Origin of the sequence: Rhodococcus sp. H-CA8f (genome assembly GCF_002501585.1) — a bacterium.
Lineage (GTDB): Bacteria > Actinomycetota > Actinomycetes > Mycobacteriales > Mycobacteriaceae > Rhodococcus_F > Rhodococcus_F erythropolis.
Window position 1 is genome coordinate 3112201 of the sequence record NZ_CP023720.1, and the last position, 18328, is coordinate 3130528.

Annotated in this window: 18 protein-coding genes; 9 read left to right on the plus strand and 9 right to left on the minus strand. The window is 61.7% G+C overall.

Features of this window, described 5'->3' with window-relative positions; translation table 11 throughout:
* Positions 1-52 precede the first annotated feature (52 nt).
* Both CPI83_RS14455 and CPI83_RS14460 read left to right on the plus strand, forming a co-directional pair.
* A complete protein-coding gene (locus CPI83_RS14455) occupies positions 53-1228 on the plus strand; it encodes a lipase family protein (RefSeq protein ID WP_153213195.1) in 1176 nt (391 codons plus the stop codon).
* 73 nt (positions 1229-1301) lie between these two features.
* Entirely contained in the window at positions 1302-1775 is a 474-nt protein-coding gene (locus CPI83_RS14460; protein WP_019748468.1) for a DUF5709 domain-containing protein, read from the plus strand.
* Here the strand turns inward: CPI83_RS14460 and CPI83_RS14465 are convergent.
* Complete coding sequence (locus tag CPI83_RS14465) at positions 1764-2897, minus strand: GGDEF domain-containing protein (protein WP_020969633.1); 1134 nt, start codon at positions 2895-2897, stop codon at positions 1764-1766. The genes CPI83_RS14460 and CPI83_RS14465 overlap by 12 nt on opposite strands.
* Before the next feature lie 487 nt (positions 2898-3384).
* Between CPI83_RS14465 and CPI83_RS14470 the strand changes: the two genes are divergently transcribed.
* Both CPI83_RS14470 and CPI83_RS31215 read left to right on the plus strand, forming a co-directional pair.
* Positions 3385-4221, plus strand: coding sequence for a hypothetical protein (locus tag CPI83_RS14470; protein ID WP_232816749.1), 837 nt, complete (start codon positions 3385-3387; stop codon positions 4219-4221).
* A 5-nt stretch (positions 4222-4226) separates the two neighbouring features.
* Positions 4227-4367 carry a hypothetical protein gene (locus tag CPI83_RS31215; RefSeq protein WP_232816750.1) on the plus strand — a complete coding sequence of 47 codons (141 nt, stop codon included), beginning with the start codon at positions 4227-4229 and terminating at the stop codon, positions 4365-4367.
* Here CPI83_RS31215 and galE read toward each other — a convergent pair.
* From galE to CPI83_RS14495, 5 genes are all read right to left on the minus strand, one after another.
* On the minus strand, positions 4339-5373 hold the full coding sequence (gene galE, locus CPI83_RS14475; protein WP_019748465.1) for a UDP-glucose 4-epimerase GalE: 1035 nt from the start codon (positions 5371-5373) through the stop codon (positions 4339-4341). The two genes, CPI83_RS31215 and galE, sit on opposite strands and share 29 nt — an antisense overlap.
* Entirely contained in the window at positions 5370-6500 is a 1131-nt protein-coding gene (locus CPI83_RS14480; RefSeq protein WP_097387361.1) for a nucleotidyltransferase family protein, read from the minus strand. The genes galE and CPI83_RS14480 overlap by 4 nt, the downstream gene beginning before the upstream one ends.
* Complete coding sequence (locus CPI83_RS14485) at positions 6479-7300, minus strand: hypothetical protein (RefSeq protein ID WP_029255362.1); 822 nt, start codon at positions 7298-7300, stop codon at positions 6479-6481. Before CPI83_RS14485 ends, CPI83_RS14480 begins: the two co-directional genes overlap by 22 nt.
* A gap of 64 nt (positions 7301-7364) precedes the next feature.
* Entirely contained in the window at positions 7365-7637 is a 273-nt protein-coding gene (locus CPI83_RS14490) for a PqqD family protein (protein WP_020969628.1), read from the minus strand.
* A gap of 61 nt (positions 7638-7698) precedes the next feature.
* On the minus strand, positions 7699-9786 hold the full coding sequence (locus CPI83_RS14495; RefSeq protein ID WP_019748461.1) for a glycosyltransferase: 2088 nt from the start codon (positions 9784-9786) through the stop codon (positions 7699-7701).
* Positions 9787-9844: 58 nt separating this feature from the next.
* Here CPI83_RS14495 and CPI83_RS14500 point away from each other — a divergent pair, with 58 nt between their 5' ends.
* Positions 9845-10147 (plus strand): hypothetical protein, encoded by a 303-nt coding sequence (locus CPI83_RS14500; protein WP_029255360.1) that lies wholly within the window; start codon positions 9845-9847, stop codon positions 10145-10147.
* Between the two features lie 421 nt (positions 10148-10568).
* Here CPI83_RS14500 and CPI83_RS14505 read toward each other — a convergent pair whose 3' ends face one another.
* The gene (locus CPI83_RS14505) at positions 10569-11366 is read right to left on the minus strand and encodes a metalloregulator ArsR/SmtB family transcription factor (RefSeq protein ID WP_021333468.1); all 798 of its coding nucleotides are present in this window, start codon (positions 11364-11366) and stop codon (positions 10569-10571) included.
* A gap of 410 nt (positions 11367-11776) precedes the next feature.
* Between CPI83_RS14505 and CPI83_RS14510 the strand changes: the two genes are divergently transcribed.
* Positions 11777-13192, plus strand: coding sequence for an NAD(P)/FAD-dependent oxidoreductase (locus CPI83_RS14510; protein WP_019748456.1), 1416 nt, complete (start codon positions 11777-11779; stop codon positions 13190-13192).
* Positions 13193-13279: 87 nt separating this feature from the next.
* Here CPI83_RS14510 and CPI83_RS14515 read toward each other — a convergent pair whose 3' ends face one another.
* Both CPI83_RS14515 and CPI83_RS14520 read right to left on the minus strand, forming a co-directional pair.
* A complete protein-coding gene (locus CPI83_RS14515) occupies positions 13280-13708 on the minus strand; it encodes a PaaI family thioesterase (protein ID WP_046378556.1) in 429 nt (142 codons plus the stop codon).
* Positions 13709-13944: 236 nt separating this feature from the next.
* Positions 13945-14727, minus strand: coding sequence for a hypothetical protein (locus CPI83_RS14520; RefSeq protein ID WP_097387362.1), 783 nt, complete (start codon positions 14725-14727; stop codon positions 13945-13947).
* A gap of 202 nt (positions 14728-14929) precedes the next feature.
* On the opposite strand from CPI83_RS14520, the gene CPI83_RS14525 reads away from it, so the two are divergent.
* Genes CPI83_RS14525 through CPI83_RS14535 form a run of 3 tightly spaced genes read left to right on the plus strand, consistent with a single transcriptional unit; the run spans position 14930 to position 18326 of the window.
* Positions 14930-16390: an iron ABC transporter permease gene (locus CPI83_RS14525; RefSeq protein ID WP_019748453.1), complete on the plus strand. Its 1461-nt coding sequence runs from the start codon at positions 14930-14932 to the stop codon at positions 16388-16390.
* Positions 16387-17478 (plus strand): iron chelate uptake ABC transporter family permease subunit, encoded by a 1092-nt coding sequence (locus CPI83_RS14530; protein WP_019748452.1) that lies wholly within the window; start codon positions 16387-16389, stop codon positions 17476-17478. Before CPI83_RS14525 ends, CPI83_RS14530 begins: the two co-directional genes overlap by 4 nt.
* Positions 17475-18326 carry an ABC transporter ATP-binding protein gene (locus CPI83_RS14535; protein ID WP_020907760.1) on the plus strand — a complete coding sequence of 284 codons (852 nt, stop codon included), beginning with the start codon at positions 17475-17477 and terminating at the stop codon, positions 18324-18326. The genes CPI83_RS14530 and CPI83_RS14535 overlap by 4 nt, the downstream gene beginning before the upstream one ends.
* Positions 18327-18328: the final 2 nt, after the last annotated feature.

Sequence of the window (18328 nt, forward strand, 5' to 3'; positions counted from 1 at the left end):
GGACGAGGGGAAAACGTTGAAACTGCGAACCAGACGCGTGTTTACCGGATCGATGCTGACTGCTGCTGCACTGACTGCCGCACTTCTCTCCGGGTGGACTGCACAAGCAGATCCCGCATATCCGGCGCCTGACCCGGACCCGTTCTATTCGCAAGCAGCGGCCGAGGGGACCGCCGGCACGCCGATCTCCGTGCGCCGGGCCCCTGACCTGATGACCTTTCCCGGCGTCGCGATCTGGCAGGTCAGTTACAGGTCCACGAACTCCGAGAACAAGCCGATCGCCGCGGTCAGCACGATCCTGGTCCCGCCGAATCAAGCGCAAGACGGCCCGTTGCTCTCCTATCAGCACATCGTCAACGCACTCGGAACGGGATGTGCGCCATCTCGCGCGCTTTACGCATCGGATCCCAACATCGTCATCCGTGAAGCGCCCATCCTCAACGTCGCGCTTCAACGTGGATGGACCATTGCCCTTCCCGACCATCTCGGACCCAACAGCGCCTACGGCGCCGCACGCCTGGGAGGACAGATCACGCTCGACGGTATCCGCGCCGTTCAGAAAATCCCCGAATTGCGTAGTGCCGCCAGCCCAGTCGGTATGGCCGGTTACTCCGGCGGCGGAATGGCCACCGCCTGGGCGGCCGCACTGGCCCCGACCTACGCACCCGAGGTCAACCTCGTCGGTGTAGCCGAGGGCGGCGTTCCGATGAATCTGTCCAAGATGGCCAACGGCCTCGGACAGGATCCGCACCCGGCATTCGGCCTCGCGTTCGCCGCAGCAATGGGCCTCGAACGCGAGTACCCCGATCTTCTTCCGCTGAGTAATCAACTCAACGACCTCGGTCGGTCGATGCGGACCGAACTCACCAACGCGTGCACCAACGACATCCTGAGAGTTGGCGCAGGACGCAGCGCTTCCCAGGTGTCGACGTCGACTTCCCTGTTGTCCAGCCCCGAAGTGCGAAAGGTTATGGACGACAACAGCGTCGAGCTTTATCCGGGTGTGCCGACTGCCCCGGTATTCGAATGGCACACGCCCGACGACGTCCTTATCCCCATCGATTCGGTGGTCAACACGATTTCTCGGTACTGCGCCGCCGGAGCCACGGTTCAATCTCAGCTGTTCCCCAGCCCGGACCACCTCACCACTGCGGTCCTCGGTCTGCCCACCGCGTTCGAGTACCTGCAGGACCGGTTCGACGGAGTGCCGGCCCCGCGTTCGTGCTGAATGTCTCCGGAGTGATGTATCGAGCAGGCGCGGCACATGGCCAACTCGGTGTGCCCGTGGCATCGTTGATCGTATGAGCGACACGGATGACACCGGCGCGGCCGGCAATGGCGATTACAGTCTCGATCCCGACGACCAGCTTCAACCCGAAGACACCCTGATCGATCGAGGCGTGGACGACATTCTCGACGAGGGAATCTCACCACCGGAACGCCCATTGGGCCTGGACGCCCACGGGTTGACCGGCAGTGAAGAATCGGCGGGGGAGACCCTCGACGAGCGCCTGGCCGAGGAAGAACCTGATCCGTACGCGTCACTGGGAGATCCCCTGAAGGATCCGGCAGATGCCGACGAATTCGAACGGGAAGAAGAATTCCCGAACGGTGACGAAGTCGGAAATCGCCGCGTCGGGCGTCTCGTTGCCGAAGACGAGGGCCGATACGAGGACGAGGAAAGCGAACTCATTGCCGGAGACGTCGGAATCGACGGCGGCGCAGCGTCGGCGGAGGAAGCCGCGATGCATCTGATCGAAGAATCAGACGACTGACCGACCGCCTGACTGTTGTGGCTGTTGATCGGTGAGAACGATGGAGTGGACGTGATTTCCACCCATCCTCTTGCTTTCGTACATCGCCGAATCGGCTAGGCGATGTAGATCGTGAACGCCACTTTCTGCTGCTTGCACGTCTGGCCAGCCGCCGTTGTGTATGGCTATGCCGATGCTTGTCGTCGAGAGTGGTTCGCCCGTAGGGGAGTTCATGATGGGGGCGATCCGTGCGAGCAAGTCGCCGACGTACGGCAACGGCATGATCTGAACGACGACGAACTCGTCACCGCCGATACGAGCGATCGCTGCGTCCGATCTGGCCCAGTCGTGGAGTCGATACGCCGTGCGCAGGATGACGCGGTCGCCGACGTCGTGACCGTAGGTGTCGTTGAAGTGTTTGAAATTGTCGATGTCGATCACCACCACCAGCAAGGACTGGTCGAGGCTGGATTTCGCTTGCAGGAGTTCGGAAGTCCGGCGTGAGAGTCCGCGCCGATTCAGCAGGTCCGTCAACGGATCGAGTTCGGAGCTTTGAGCGTCGTTGCTCAGGAGCGCCAGAGCAATCTGCGTGACCACCGGTATGACGGTGATGACAGGGATGGCAAAGGCAATGCGTCCCAGGACGTCTGAGAGGCCGGAAGGTACATCGGTGAACACGCCAATGCTGGCGATAACGATGACCGCCCCGGAAAACAGCAGGTGCCACAGCTGCGCTCGAAGATTGTGAAAGAACGCTATATACGAGCCGACGAGTCCGAAGACGAGGCACCCCAGCAGCCTTTGATCCGGATTGGCCTCCGCCAGCACGATCACCGCGACAGCGAGGTCGCCCGCGATGACAAAAAGGTACGACCGTTCCCGGGTCGTCGCGGTGAACGGCAGCGCTGTTCCGCCGATCATCACGAGCACTGCGATGACGACGTCCAACGGAAATCCGATGGTCTGTACCGAATGGGTGCCCAGTCGCTTCAGCAGAATCGTGACTCCCAGGAGGAAAACCAATATGCCGATGCCTATCCGAGTCGGCATCAGAATTCCGTTGTCGCGCAAGAATCGCGTGAATCGGTCGAACTGGTCTGGCACTGCAAGCCAGCGGTGCACGGCCTTGGGTGTGTCACTCATCGCGGCCACTGATCATTCGAAGCGACCGGTCGAAATAAAACACATGCGGCGATAGTAGTCCGTGGCGATGACAATGGAACTGCACCCGCTCGCAGCCTGTCGTCCCCAATACGTCACAGTGACGAATTGGGGACGGGTGGCTGGGAGTGGGCGAGACTCATCCATCAACATCAACCCGCGTCAGGCGGCCTGCCGCGCGGCCTGAACACCTGAGCGGCAGGGTTGCTCGGTGGCCGGCCGGGGTCGGACGGCGATCGACGATTGATTGTCCGACGACGGGCACGCCAAGATGATCAGCTGACGCAATGCGTCCAGCGGTTCAGGGCGGAAGCACGCGAATGGTCGACAGATACATCTACGGATCAACGACGCAGGAAACGGATCATGAGCCGATATCGCCAGGTCGACAATTTGCCGATAATCTACATTATGTCAAGTAATGGTTATTCGAACGTCCCCCGTCAGCCTGTCCGCTAGCTTTACCCACATGGATTCCGTTGCACTCGTCCTCGGTTCACCACGTGGCCGTCGCTTCTGTGCGAACGTCGGGCACGCGTGCCGCGCCAGCGCAAGCAACTCCGGTGGACACTGGCCTCAATCGCCGGAACATGCGCTCGAAGTTCTCGGCGCTGTTGATATCCGGGCAATCGCCGAGATGTCCGAACTCGAGATTCTGCACTGTCTTGCGTATGCCGTAGATTGCGCACGCTACTGGGAGCCGCCGGACGAAGAAGACCTGATCTTCGTCCGGCCGGATGTCGCAGCGGCGCTGCGACCGATTGCCGGAGCACTACTCGACTCGCCACACACCGCATGGTGGACCGAGCCGATCGACCGCCTGAACCAGAATCTGGTTGAAAAGCGAAACCCCATTTACGGCTGGTCGGGCCTACCCCTGCGGATTTACCCCACGAAGGACGGCCTCGAACAGTGGCGCGATGAGGCACTCGATACCGAACGCCGGTTTCTGGAATACCAGATCGAAGATCCGGACGGTAACATCGGAGGCGAATGGTGGTCTACCCCTTTTGCCAACGGCACAACCGAAACAACCAGGGCCCGCGACGGTATCGGGGCCCTCGGGGTGTTTCTCGAAGAAGACAGCTCCTCGAACGAGGCGCGGGTGCAGCCGGTAAGGATCTACGGCGCGCCCCGCATCTACGAGATCACCGGTCCGCAGGACTGGGCGAATCTGGTCGATACCTATCCCCTGCCAGTGCCCGCTTCACGTCGCTTCGTTTGGTACGACACGACCGGTGAATACCGTGACTGGTTCATTCCGGACTGGTTTCGGTGGCCGCAGATTACGACGCCGTCCACTTGACCTTGATGGCTTATCTGACCACGCCAGGCATCGCGATCCCGTTGTCGGCCAACTCGGGGGCCACCGTGCTCGCCGGGTGGGATCCGGACGCCACATTCTGGCTACGAAGCAACAACATCACCGTCGAGGGCGAGCCACCAAGCTGACGCTCAGCGGCGCAGAATTCAGCCGGTGCGCCCGTACGGCCAGCCACCGTGCAGTGTCCTCGATCCCCTGTTCCAGGGTGAACGTCGGAACCCACCCGAGTAGTCGTAACGCACGATCGTTCGACGCATAGGCACCGGCAGTGTCACCGGTGCGTCGGTCGGCAGCGACCACGTCGACGTCTTCGCCGAGCACGTTCTCGAATGTGTGTACCAATTCCCACACCGTCGTCCCCCGCCCGCTGCCCAAGTTGACCACAGTCATGCGTGATGAATCAGCGGTGACCCGGTCGAACCTTTCGAGTGCTCGAACATGAGCGTCTGCAAGGTCCCAGACATGAACGTAGTCACGCACTCCCGATCCGTCGCGCGTCGGCCAATCCGTCCCCGTAACCCTGAAAGGCGTTCCTGTCGAATATGATTCGAACAGCTTTCCGAGTGCGTGGGTCGGGCGCGCCGACGCTGGTCCGCTTCGCAATTCCGGATCTGCCCCGACAGGGTTGAAGTAGCGTAGAGATATTGCCGATAATCCTGTGGCTGCCACGATGTCGTCAAGCATCGTTTCGAACTGAGCCTTGCTGTGCGCGTAGGGACTCTGCGGTGCGATCCGCCAATGTTCGTCGACACACCCACCGTCGCTCGGCGCGTACACCGCAGCAGAGGAACTGAACAAGAAGCGCTCACAGCCGTTCCGAAGGACACTCGATACCAGTGTCAGTGACTTGGATACGTTGTTCTCGTAGTACCGCGCCGGGCTACTCACGGAATCTCCGACCACGATCAAGGCCGCACAGTGAACTGTGGCAACGATATCGGGATGATCTGCGAATATCCTGTCGAGCAGTTTCTCGTCCGCGATGTCGCCGCAGTAGAACGGGAATCTGTGCGCAAATTCGGCACGGCCGGTCAGCAGGTTGTCGAGAATCACGACATCGATCCCGGCGTCGACGCACTTCGACGCCACGGTGCTTCCGATGAATCCCGCTCCGCCGGTGATCAGTACTTTCACGCTGCTCCCCCGGCATCTTCGACGGCAGCCCTCGCACGACGGACGAAGTGGGATACGCGTGAGCGTGCCAAGTCCCATCCACGTAGGTCGCGCCCGTCCCGGATGGAAAGCCGATCACGGTCGAGAAAGAGCGGCACCATGACCAGATCGCGGTAGAGCGAGTGCAGACGTGGGCGATCGGCCAACCACAGCGTGCATTGCCACCACCAACGCGCCGACGTAGTCGTCACCCCGGTATTCACTCCGAAGATCGATTCCACCGCAGCCCAGTGGACGTTCACCGCGCGACGGACATCGCGCGGCAATCGGCGTCGCGCGAGCATCGCCGGGAGTGACGGCTCGGAGTCGAACAGGTACCCCACGTCGAAGACGCTGTTCAACGCCAGATCGGCGCGAATCAAGGCCCGATCGGCAAGCCGCGCGTGAGCGATGACATGAAGCGTGACATCGGAAAGGGCAAGCCTGGATCCTTCGGTCTCCGCGCTGAGTCCTCGGACCACGGACTCGCGGGTCAACGCGTGACGGGCGAACCGCGGAAGCAAGTGTGAATGGATTTCGACGGAGCCGTGACGGTCGTCGCGAAGGAGCGCTGGTTCCTGATGATCGTCGTGATCGATGGAATCCCCTGCCACCTCGTCCGGGCGAACCATTCGATAGCCGAAGTCGATGATCGCGTCGTTGGCTGGAACGGCGTGTGCGGGATCTACGACCAAGAGGTCGATGTCCGTCATCCGTCGTGCCGCCGGGTTCGGCCAGATTCTTCGCTCGAGAAGGGCAGCACCTTTCAGCGCGACAGTCGGAAATCCGCTGCTGTGTAACAACTCTTGCAGTTCTACGCGCTGCGCATCGAGGTCCGCGATACGAAGCGCGTTTCGGTGATGGACAAGGCTCAGCGTCAATTCCGGACTCGACGCGCTAGCTGCGGATTCCGACAGCATATCGGCGAAACTCGCCGGCAGGACCGATGCGAAGCCGGCATCGACTGCGCGGGCGGCCAGCAGCGGCAGCACCTTGTGCCTGGCAGCGGCGTCGATGACTCGCGGCCAATCTTGCTGCGAACACGAACGGATGACGTCGGCCCCGCGCTCGGGTTCCAACATGGAAATCAGGTACCGGGTGTCACGCATGACGCCACCAGTTCCTCCACGGTGTCGGCGCCGGTGTCGCCGTGGTGCCGGATCATTCTGTAGCACGGGGCATTCGAGAGCAGGGCAGCGATGTTTCTCAGGGTCAGTCCGTGATTGTCGGACCACAGAGCGGATTGCTCGGCCAGCGACTGTATCGCCTGGGGTGCGGGCATCGGCGCGACACGAGTAGGACCCCCGTCCCATTTATCGAGAATCAGCACCAGATCGATTCCGCGAACCGCCGAATCGACGTTGGGAGTAGCGGGCAATGTCGACGGGTCCAGTGCCCACACCGAAGGGGTATACGGGAGATACAGCGAATCGTGCGCCTTGATGTCCGGGAGAACGTCGAACGTACCGGCTTTCAGGTGGACCCGGCGCGGCAAGCCCACCGCTTCGGTACCGCGAATGAAGACCCCTTCGTCAGCTCGCAGTTGTGCACCCCGTAAGGCAAGGGCAAGCGCCAAGGTGGTTTTACCCGCCCCGGAGTGCCCGGCGATCGCCACTCTCACACCGTTGCAGTCGACCAGAGCGGCATGCAGGCGTGTCCACAGTTCGGTATCTGCGGCCGTCATGACATCCCGGTGCACAGTGCGGTAAACGTTCTCCGCGAGGTGGAGTCCGTCGAGACCGATCAGCGGTTCCTTTCTGCCTCCGATGGTCGAGTCGATGGTGGCGTCCCAGCGACCGAACGTCGATCGATTCCGCTGAATCCGAACTTCGATGTTGTGGTCCGCAGGCCAGGGGCTGGCAATTCGATGCTCGATGACACCGAGTTCGGGTATGGCAGGGCCGCGCACGATCGCATCAACCCATAGGTAGTGCGTTCGGAATTGTGGTACGTGGCTGCCTGTCACGGGATTCTCACACCAGCAGACGCGAGGCGCTCAGCTGTCCATAGGTCTCGCTGACCACCGACTCCGCGTCATGGTCAGGGATCTCGAGTACCTCCGACACCGCCTGGACGATGTCACTGACGGTCCGGCCGTCACACAGTTCCCACACCAAAGTCGCGACGGGGTTGAGGTGATGGGCAACCTCGCTGGAACTGTCGTACAGCACGACACCGTCGGTGAGATCATTGCTCTCCACCGTCTGTGAGCGCTGAGGCCTCGCGTCTTCGAGTAGTTCCGTCAAGATATCTCCTTGTTCCAACCAGTCCGATATTCGTGTTGAGCTATTTGCGTTTGGGGTGGTGTCAGAGCGAGAAGCGTCGTGAGTATTCGGATTCGATTGCGCCCGAACGAATCAGGCTGCGTGTGGAGGCGATGCCGGGTGCGAGCGTCAGACACGTGAGCGCTCCCCCGGCGTTCGCATCCACCAGGTAGTTGCCCAAAGTTTGGTAGTGGCCCGCCCATTTTTCGAATGCTTCGGGGTCTACCTCCGGATCCGCAATCGCGTCCAGAATTCGTTCGAAGGCGCGCGAATGAACGAGGACGGCGTGAACTCCACGGTTCTCCGGACTGGTGCGCAAGAGCGCCGAACCGTCGATCAGCGCTCCGTCGGCCGATTTCGCGTCGTGTCCGAGTTGGACGACATCCCAATCGCGGTGATCGAGGTCTTCACGTGCGTGGTCCAGGATCGACGCAGCCGCATCCAGCAAACTCACGTCGTCAGCTGCAATGAGGACCGAATCCCAGCTCTTCTCGGTCGCCCGAGAAACCGCGCGACGCCATGAGACGGCAAAGGCCGCTTCCTGATTCATCACGTCCTCGAAAGCTGATTCTCTCTCCACCGCTGTTACGCGCGGCAAGCGAATGAATCGATGCCAGGACGCCTTCCATCTGTCGATATCGAGGTCAAGATTCACGACGACAACACCGAGGTCCGACTTCGAATCCTCGACAGCCGGGGTGGGTTCTCCCCCTACTCGGGCAGGCGACAGTGGGCGATCGAGCACAACGTCGACTGCGCCCCGCTCGAGCAGATAGGTCGCCAGTGAAAAGTCGGACCGCACGGGTCCGTCCATGCTCCGAGAGAGTTCGTCTCGCAAGGTTCGGTATGCCGCGGCGCGAACAATCAGTGCAGCCCCGACCAGGTCTTCGCCGTGTGCGTGGATGACGGCCGCATCGGCTTCGGCGGGGAGGTCGTCTGTTATGTTCCGCAGCTTGTACATAACCGCGGGTTCGATCACGCGAGCCTCGTCCAGGAAGACCACCGACTTCCAGCCCAGCAGAATCGCCTTGTCGAGTCCGGCGACGAACGCTGAGGCCGTCCTCCACCCATCCGGACCGTCGTCCTCCGCCGGAATGGCACGGTGAACGGTCAGTTCGATCGACTCGGCCTCCGCCAGGCATGAACGCCACGGAGCTACTCGGCCGTCGTCGCTGAGAACGATCACCCCGCCGAAGACCAACTCGGGTCGCTGGACGCTCAGTTCGGCACGGCGACGAATCTCGGGATACGAATCACCGAGGTACCTGGAGAACTGACGATGGAGTGAGTCGAGATCCCATCCGACCTCACTCCAACCGAGCAGGTAATTGTGAACGCGATCTTCCCAATTTATTCGATACGGGACACCCGCCGGGCGCTCGAATCGATGGTGCCAACCAAATGTCGGAAGGCAGACGACCTTTCCGCCGTTGATCCGGAACTTCTCGTGGATGTATCCCTCCTCACCGCCGAATCCGGTGAAGTGCGAGTTCAATCCCGGCCATGCCTCACGCCTGCAGGCAAATGAGCCGAGGCCCTGCATGATGATCTCGAAAGGCACGTCCGGGTGTTGCTTCGCTCGCGGATCAACTCCCCAGGAGCCGAACATTCCGTTGCGCCACTTGGGGTCCATGTGGGTGGCCGCGATGTGCGAGGAATCCTGGGAGAGCATCGGTCCCTGGATCAGATCGTCAGTTTCCGGATTTGCATCGAAATACGCCAGCAACGCCGACAACGATCCCGGTGCCAGGATCACGTGGGAGTCGAGGACCAGGACATACTTTCCGGTGGCCTTGCGGAACAGGACGTCCCGCACCGCAGTCGATCGAACGTCGGTGAACGGGATGTAGCGGAACCGATCGATGTAACCGGCAAACGATTCGAGCATCGGCGCCGGCAACCCCTCGGGGTTGTTGTCCAACAAGACGAATTCGACTCTGTCCAGAATCTCGCGATGATGGACCAGGATCGAGTGGATCGTGAAGTATGCGCCGTCGAAATCGTCGTAGGTCGCGATTGCAATGGTGAGGTCGGCAGATTCTCCGTGCGGCGGAGTTTCTTTCACCTGTACTGGCACCGCGCTCTGAAGCCTCTTCAGAGCGCGGTGCAGGGCGTCGTCGAACTCGGGCATCGGTGTGCTCCCTGGGAACCCGTGGCGTTGTATCGATTACGTCGGTTACGCAGGTTCCGTGGGATCTGTCGGCTTGGTCGGGCTGGTTGGGAACGTCGGCTCGGTGCGAGTGGTCGGCACAGTTGGGACAGTTGGGACGGTCGGCTCTGTCGGCTCCGTCGGCCCGGTGGGCTTGGCGGTCGTCGTTCCACCCGAACCTGACGAGCTACCGGTTGATCCGGAACCTGTGGAACTTCCAGACGATCCCGAACTCCCGGAACTACCCGAACTTCCCGACGATCCCGAACTTCCCGACGATCCGGGGTTGCCCGGCTCGTTTCCGCCCGGCTGGTTCCCTCCCGGAGTATTACCACCGGGCTGATTCCCGCCTGGTTGCTCGCCTCCTGGTTGATTCGGATTCTGCTGGCCTCGAGTAGGAGCTCCGGAGAGGTTCGGCGTGTCACCGGCCGCGAAGGCCGGTGCCGCACCACCGAGGCTGATCGACGTCACGACCGGAACAGTTACCGCCGAGGCCGCTAGAACTGTCTTGACGAACTTGCGTCGATCAACCGGAACATTCTGAAAAGCGTCGCCGCCCATAGCGTTTCTCCCATGCGTCCGAGACGAGGTCGTCCTCACTCGATGTCGGGCAAAACGCTAGCATCCTTCCGGCAACTTTACAGACTGAACGCGCCGATATTTGACGGGTATGCGAATTTGAGTCCGGACTGCGCCGACTGTTCGGACAGAAGTACGGCGATCTCCTCCTGTTCAGGGGACTCGTTTGTCCCGGTCGACAACCGTCAACCAACCGGCATCTCCCACGGCGCCACCGGAAGAGTATTTCCGGTCTCGAGGTAGGACTTCAGATTCGACAGCACCGCCGACCATCCGCCCGCTACCTCCATGCGAGCCGATTCGTCCGCTAAATCGGTGTGCTTGACGGTCAATCGCACGATCGCGCCGAAGGCTTCGATGTCGAAACTCACCCGCGAGATATCGACGCCCGGTTCACCGTTCGGATCAGCCCAGGTGGTGACCAACCTCGACGGTGGGCTGCTTTCGACTACGGTGCCGACTACATCCGCGATGTTCGAACCGTCGATCCGGCGGTGCTCCCACGTCGATCCCGGCTGCCAGTCGGAGACGTTGCTGTGTCCCCAATACTCTGCAGTGGCCCCCGCGTCCGTGAGTGCTTTCCAGACGTTCTCGGCCGTACTGGCGATGTAGGTGACATATACAAAACTGGGCTTGTCGGTCATGGCTTCCTCCGCGAGTTTCTTGACGGCACTGAGCGCATGCAGGCGCGGTACCTCGAACTTGTTGATCCATCGCTCTCGAATCTCCTCGAGCGCAACGGGATTGAGATAGTGAAGTTTCGTTCTCCCCTGCCGTACCGTGCTGATCAGATTTGCATCCTCGAGCGCCGTGAGGTGTTGCGTGACAGCTTGGCGACTCATCTCGAGGCTCTCGCACAGCTCACCGAGCGACTGCCCGTTGGCTACGAACAGGCGGTCCAGCAGAAGTCTTCGCGTGGGATCGGCAAGTGCTTTGAAGGCTGCATTCATCCGGTCGTTCACAACTTCACGATATGCAAGCATTTGCTTGCATGTCAATGGTTGGGCGTGCCGGGTTTCGGAAGTGGGGACAAATAGGGTGTGATGTCTTCAGGCAGATGTGATCTGAATCCCGGATCGCACCGTAAGAGAGGTTGGGCACATGGACTGGGCAGCAATTGGAGTGGGTGTCGGGTATGCCTCGGTGGCTCTGTCGATCCTGGTTTTCGTCGGCGGGTGCATCGCACTGTTCATTTTGTCGGTCCGCCAGTAGTTGACACCTCGACAAAGTGGTGAACACCCCCGGCGCGACGATCACACGCGTCTCGGGGTGATCGCCGCCGGAGGCTGCTTGATCGATTCGGACACACCGGCGCGCGTCGGACTGCTCGCAGAGAAGCTCGGCCGCGGTGGGACTACCGTAGGACTGTCGCCTAGAACTCGAGGAGTACGGAATGAGCATCCAGTCGGTTGAACCGCACCGCCACCGCGTAGTGGTGATCGGTTCCGGCTTCGGAGGATTGTTCGGCACTCAGGCTCTCAAAAAAGCCGATGCCGACATCACGATGATCGCGCGTACAACCCACCATCTGTTTCAGCCGCTCCTCTATCAGGTTGCGACCGGCATCCTCTCGGTCGGTGACATCGCTCCCGCCACGAGACTGGTGCTGCGCAAGCAGAAGAACGCCCAGGTGTTGCTCGGTGAGGTCGAGACCATTGATCTCGAGAATCAGACCGTGACCTCGCGTCTGCTCGAACGCGTCACGGTTACGCCGTTCGACAGTCTGATCGTGGCAGCAGGTGCCGGTCAGTCGTACTTCGGCAACGATCAGTTCGCGGAGTTCGCCCCCGGAATGAAAACGATCGACGACGCCCTCGAACTGCGCGGACGAATCCTCGGGGCCTTCGAACAGGCCGAACTGTCGGACGATCCCGCCGAGCGCGCGCGCTTGCTCACCTTCGTCGTGGTCGGCGCCGGCCCCACCGGGGTGGAGTTGGCCGGGCAGATCGCCGAGCTTTCCCGTCGAACGCTGGACGGCGCCTTCCGCAAGATCGATCCTCGTGAAGCGCGCGTCGTGCTCCTCGACGGCGCCCCTGCCGTGTTGCCCGTGTATGGCGGGAAGCTCAGCCGCAAGGCTGCCGAGACGCTCGAGAAGCTCGGCGTCGAGATCCAGCTCGACGCAATGGTCACCGACGTCGACAACGACGGTCTGATCATCAAGGAAAAGGACGGCACTCTTCGCCGCATCGAGTCGCAGTGCAAGGTCTGGTCCGCCGGCGTGCAGGCCAGCCCCCTCGGCAAGCAGCTTGCAGAGCAAAGCGGCGGAGAAACCGACCGCGCCGGCCGAGTGATGGTCAATCCTGACCTGTCGCTTCCCGGACACCCCAACGTCTTTGTCATCGGCGACATGATGTCGCTCGACAAGCTTCCAGGACTGGCTCAGGTCGCCATGCAGGGCGGCAAGTATGCGGCCAAACAGATCAAAGCGTCACTGGATGGAAAGTCCCCGTCGGAACGAGTTCCGTTCAAGTACTTCGACAAGGGCAGTATGGCGACGATCTCGCGCTTCAGCGCGGTAGCCAAGGTGGGCAAGCTCGAGATCAGCGGCTTCATCGGGTGGGTTGCCTGGTTGGCAATTCACCTCCTGTACCTCGTCGGATTCCGTTCACGCGCCTCGACGCTCTTGTCGTGGGCAGTGACGTTCTTCGGGCGTGGCCGTGCTCAGATGGCGTCCACCGAGCAGCAGGTCTTCGCGCGAAACGCGATGGGCGAGTTGGAGAAGAAGAACAAGGAAGCGACGGAGTCCGGCAGCACTTCGAATGGCGAAGCCAAGAAGGCTGCCGGCAAGCAGCAGAAGGCCGCCGGCTGATCGATCAGTACCTGGGCGAATAGCGAAGGGCGGCTGTGGAGTTGAACTCCACAGCCGCCCTTCGTTATTTGATCGACTGCCGCGTGGTCAGTTTCCGATCTTCGCCACCTCGGTGATGTTCGCGAGGCGAACCTGTCCCTTGGAAACGAGTCGGCCGTTCTCGTCGGTGATGCGAACTTCCCAGAGTTGCTGGGTGCGTCCGCGATGAATCGGAGTGGCTTCAGCGGTGAGAGTGCCCTCCCGCGTTGCGCGCAGGAAGTCGGTGTTGTTGTTGACTCCGACTACGTGTCCTCGGTCGCCCAGCCACACGGTGCCGCCGACGCTGGCGAGAGACTCCACCACCGAGCAGTACACACCCCCGTGCTGTATCCCGGCGGGCTGGTGCAGCGTGGGCTTGACCGTCCATTGCGCCTTCACACGGTCTGGGCTCAGTTCGGTGTATTCCAGGCCGATGGTGGCGTCGAAGCCCGTCCCGAGCCGTTTCATCATCTCTGCGGTCTCAGCAGTGTCGACCATGCCATCTCCATCTGTGATTCTCTGGCGCCGGTGTGGCTGCCACTCCCTACCTGATTACACGAGAGGTAACTCGAGCTTGGAATCAGGTCTGGAAAAAGAACCGGCGGGTTTCCCATCATTCGATGGGAAACCCGCCGTGGGAAGGACCGGGAGTCTCTGCAGCCCTCAGGACTCCGGCGCGGTCCGGCAGTTTCGTCACTCTCGCGTCGTGTAGCTCTCTGCGAGGTGTTCCACAATCATAGGCAAGGCTGACCTAATTTAGCAAGCCCTTCGTCGAACTGGTTCCAACGAGGGCGTAGCGAGACCTTGCGGCGCGCACGAACCGGCAGCCCGGCGGCGACAAAGGCGTCCAGCAGTCCTTGCCCTCGACGCTGAGCGGCCGATTCGCCCTCACCGGCCAAGATGGGGACGTAGGCCGCTGCACCCAGGATCGACTCCCCTACCAGGCCCCAGAATCTGAACTGGTCGACGGGCGCACACCTGGCGACGGCGTCATAAATGGCTCGGAGTGAAGTCAGGCAACGGTGCGCGGTCCAGACAAGGAGCGCTTCTTCACACGGCATGTCGACGACGCCGTCACTGCCGGACTCCCGTCCGTTGGGCGCAACGCGCAGCGTTTCGTCGACCACGCCGGCCCAGTCGATCCCGCCGTCGCTGTCCATGTGGATGAACAGGTTCTCGAGCCCCGGGTCCCATGCGGACCCCTCGGAGACGATCGACGCGGCCACCCTGCCGACCACGGCGTGAATAAGTGACGTGGCAACCTGGATCGCCGCAGCTTCGGCGCTGTCGAGATCTTGAAGTGAACGGGCGAACATCTGATGCACCCGATCCCCGCACAGGCCGTCGCTCAGTTGCCACCAACGCCGTTTACCTTCGCCCGCCATGGCGGCAACCGCGTAGACGCGCGGATAGTCAGGGTTGAGTGCTCGTAGGCGAACGCTGGTGCGGCTCAATGCGTTCGACCGGAGTTCGAATTCACGAACATCCGCATGCTGGGTGGTCAAGGTGATGGTCACCGTGCACTCCAATCGGCCGAAGTTGTCTTGTGGTTCTTAATGTAGGTTAGCCTCACCATAATTCAAGAGTAAAGAACTGTGACGCTGGGCACCGCATATTCACAGGAACGTCCCCCGCAGGAAGCGCACCCGCATAGGGTTCCGTAACCTAAGATGCGAATTCCCTGCGCACCAAGACCAGGAGCTCGAACCGCCAGTGACGATGATCAAATCTCTCGGGAACGGACATCCCCGAGGACCCAGCGAGACGTACGGACGGCGCATCGTGCCGCGCGGCCCCGCTCCTGTCCGAATGCGTGTCCTGGCTGGACTTTTCGACGCGGCGGTGTTCCTACTTCCGTTGATCGTCGGCTGGTACATCGTCCAGTCGCTCCGTGACGACAACGGTGGCGGCGAGGCCGATCGAGCAGTCTTCGGCGGGACAGCAATAGCCATCGCCGTCGGTCTCCTTGTGTGGAACCTCGGATTCCGTGAGGGGGCAACCGGTCGGACCTCGGGGAAGGGATGGGTTGGCCTGGTCACGCGTGACGCGACCACCAAACAGCCCATCGGTGTCCGCCGGGCTCTGCGCAGACCGTTCGACCGAAGCGGCATCGAGGTGGTCCGAGAAAGCACGGCCCGCGACGAGGGCTTCGAAGAACTCGCACGCGACAACAGCGTCGGTGCAACTCGCCGGCGCCGCCTGATCGGACTCGCGGTCCTCACCGTGCTGCTCGCGCTTGTGATGCTCGCGAGTATCGCAGTGGGTGCTCGTCCACTGACGTTCGCCGAGATCTTCCACGCGCTCTTCAATTCGGACGGAACTCAAACGGACATCATCGTGCGGACGTTGCGCGCCCCACGAACGATTTTGGGTCTTGTTGTCGGAATTGCACTCGGTATCGCCGGTGCCTTGATTCAGGGACACACGCGCAACCCGTTGGCGGATGCCGGTCTACTCGGCCTCAACGCAGGCGCGGCGTTCTTCGTGGTCATGGCGATCTACCTCTTCGGCTTTACGGCACCGAGTCAATACCTCTGGTTCGCGTTCGCAGGATCCTTCGTCGCCAGCATCGTCGTTTTCGGCTTGTCTTCCATCGGAAACGGCGGCGCAAGTCCTCTGAGTCTGGCTCTGGCGGGCGCGGCCGTCGCATTCTTCCTGCAAGCCATGACCAACGCCGTGATAATCCTCGACCAGACGAGCCTGGACGCCTACCGTTTCTGGGTTGTCGGGTCGGTGTCCGGTCGCGGGTTCGACGTCCTCTGGCAGGTCCTGCCGTTCCTGATACTCGGATTGGTCATCGCCTTGGCAAGTACGCCGGGGCTCAACGTCCTCAGCCTGGGTGAAGACGTCGCAAAAGCACTGGGAACTAACATCGCGTTCAGTCGCACACTCGGCATCGTCGCGATCACCCTGCTGACCGGCGCCGCCACCGCGGCGTGTGGTCCGATCGCGTTCATCGGTTTGGTGGTCCCTCACGTGGCCCGGGCCATCACCGGACCCGACTACCGCTGGCTGGTCCCGTACGCGGGCTTACTCGGCGCGGTCATGTTGATCACCGCGGACATCATCGGCCGCGTGGTCGTGCGCCCTGGTGAGTTGCAGGTCGGCATCATCTTGGCCCTGTTCGGCGCTCCGTTCTTCATCGCTCTCGTACGCCGCAGGAAGTTGGCAAGTCTGTGACGCTCAAGCAGGAACTCCGGGTACTCCCCCGGACCGTCCCCTCACGTAAGTCGATCCGCCTCGGTGGATTCTCGCTCGTCTACCGCCCACTCGCGGTGTCGGTGAGCATTGCCCTCGCAGTTGCGCTGTTCCTTCTGCTTTGCATCAACATCGGGCGAGGCGACTATCCGATCTCGATCCCCGATGTCATTTCGGTCCTGCTCGGCAATGGCAGCAAGACACAGAACCTGATCGTCTTCGACCTTCGACTTCCTCGGTCGCTCACCGCGCTCTTCATCGGTATGGCACTCGGCATTGCCGGTGCGGTCACCCAGACGATTGCGCGCAATGCCCTCGCCAGCCCCGACATCCTCGGAATCACGGCTGGATCGAGTGCCGCCGCAGTGGCACTCATCGTACTCGGCGGGGGTGGCTCGTTCGTGGGACTGCTTGCCACACTGGGGATTCCGTTGGCTGCACTCTGCGGCGGCCTACTGACAGCAGTGGTGATCTACGCCTTGGCGTGGCGCAAGGGCGTCGAGGGGTTCCGCCTCATCCTGATCGGTATCGGCATCAACGCCATGCTGGTGGCAGCGACGGGATGGCTCCTCATCTCGGCGGACATCAACGACGCTTCTCGCGCACAGGTCTGGCTCAACGGTTCACTCAACGGTGCCACCTGGAATCAGATGTGGCCGGTCGCAATCGCCGTCGCAGTAGTCGGCGGCTACGCGGTGATCGCATCGTTCACCATGGGAGCGCTGCGGTTGGGCGACGACAACGCAACCTCACTCGGTGTTCGCTTGCAATCATCACAGGCCAAGTTGTTGCTTTCCGCCGTGGCACTGGCCGCCATCGCGACCGCAGCAGCAGGTCCGGTCGGCTTTGTCGCCCTGGCTGCGCCACAGGTCGCCATGCGTCTGGTGCGCTCCGCCGGCCCGCCCATCGTGGCTTCCGCGCTGACCGGTGCTGTACTGGTGGTGGGCAGCGACGTCATCGCTCGAACAATTCTGCCTGTGGAACTCCCCGTCGGAATCGTGACTTCCGCACTGGGCGGCCCGTTCCTGCTCTACCTGTTGGTTCGTAACAATCGGAAGGTCACAGCATGACCACCATCGCCCAGTCCACCGATGCTCCTTCGCGTCTCGTCGCGCAGAATCTGACGCTCGGGTACGGGGATCGCATCATCGTCGACGGACTCGATCTCGAGATCCCCACCGGCGTGATCACGACGGTCATCGGACCCAACGGTTGCGGCAAGTCGACGCTCTTGCGCGCGCTCGGTCGTCTGCTCAAGCCAAAGGGTGGATCGGTCATCCTCGACGGCAAGGCGATCAGTTCGATGAAGACCAAGGAAGTCGCGCGGGTGCTCGGAATGCTCCCCCAGACTCCGGTTGCGCCGGAAGGGCTCACCGTCGCCGATTTGGTCTCACGTGGGCGCCACCCGCACCAGTCGTGGATCAGGCAGTGGTCCGCGGACGACGAGGGCGAGGTCGCCGAAGCGCTCGAGCTGACCGGTGTCTCGGATCTCGCCGATCGGCCCGTCGATCAATTGTCCGGCGGTCAGCGTCAGCGAGCCTGGATCTCGATGGCTCTCGCCCAGGGAACCGACATCCTGCTTCTCGACGAACCGACTACCTATCTGGACCTCGCGCACTCGATGGAAGTCCTCGACCTGGTGGATCAACTCCACGAGGAAATGGGGCGCACCGTGGTGATGGTTCTGCACGACCTCAATCTCGCGGTCAGATACAGCGATCATCTGATCGTGATGCGCGACGGCGCCGTCGTCGCTTCTGGTGTCCCCAAGGACATCATTTCCGCGGAACTTCTGCTCGAGGTGTTCGGTCTCGAAGCCGCGGTCATCGACGATCCCGTCTCGGATCGGCCGCTGATCGTTCCGATCGGAACCCGGCACGTGTTCGGCGCCGTCGGCGGGCCGGCAAAGCCTGCGTGACG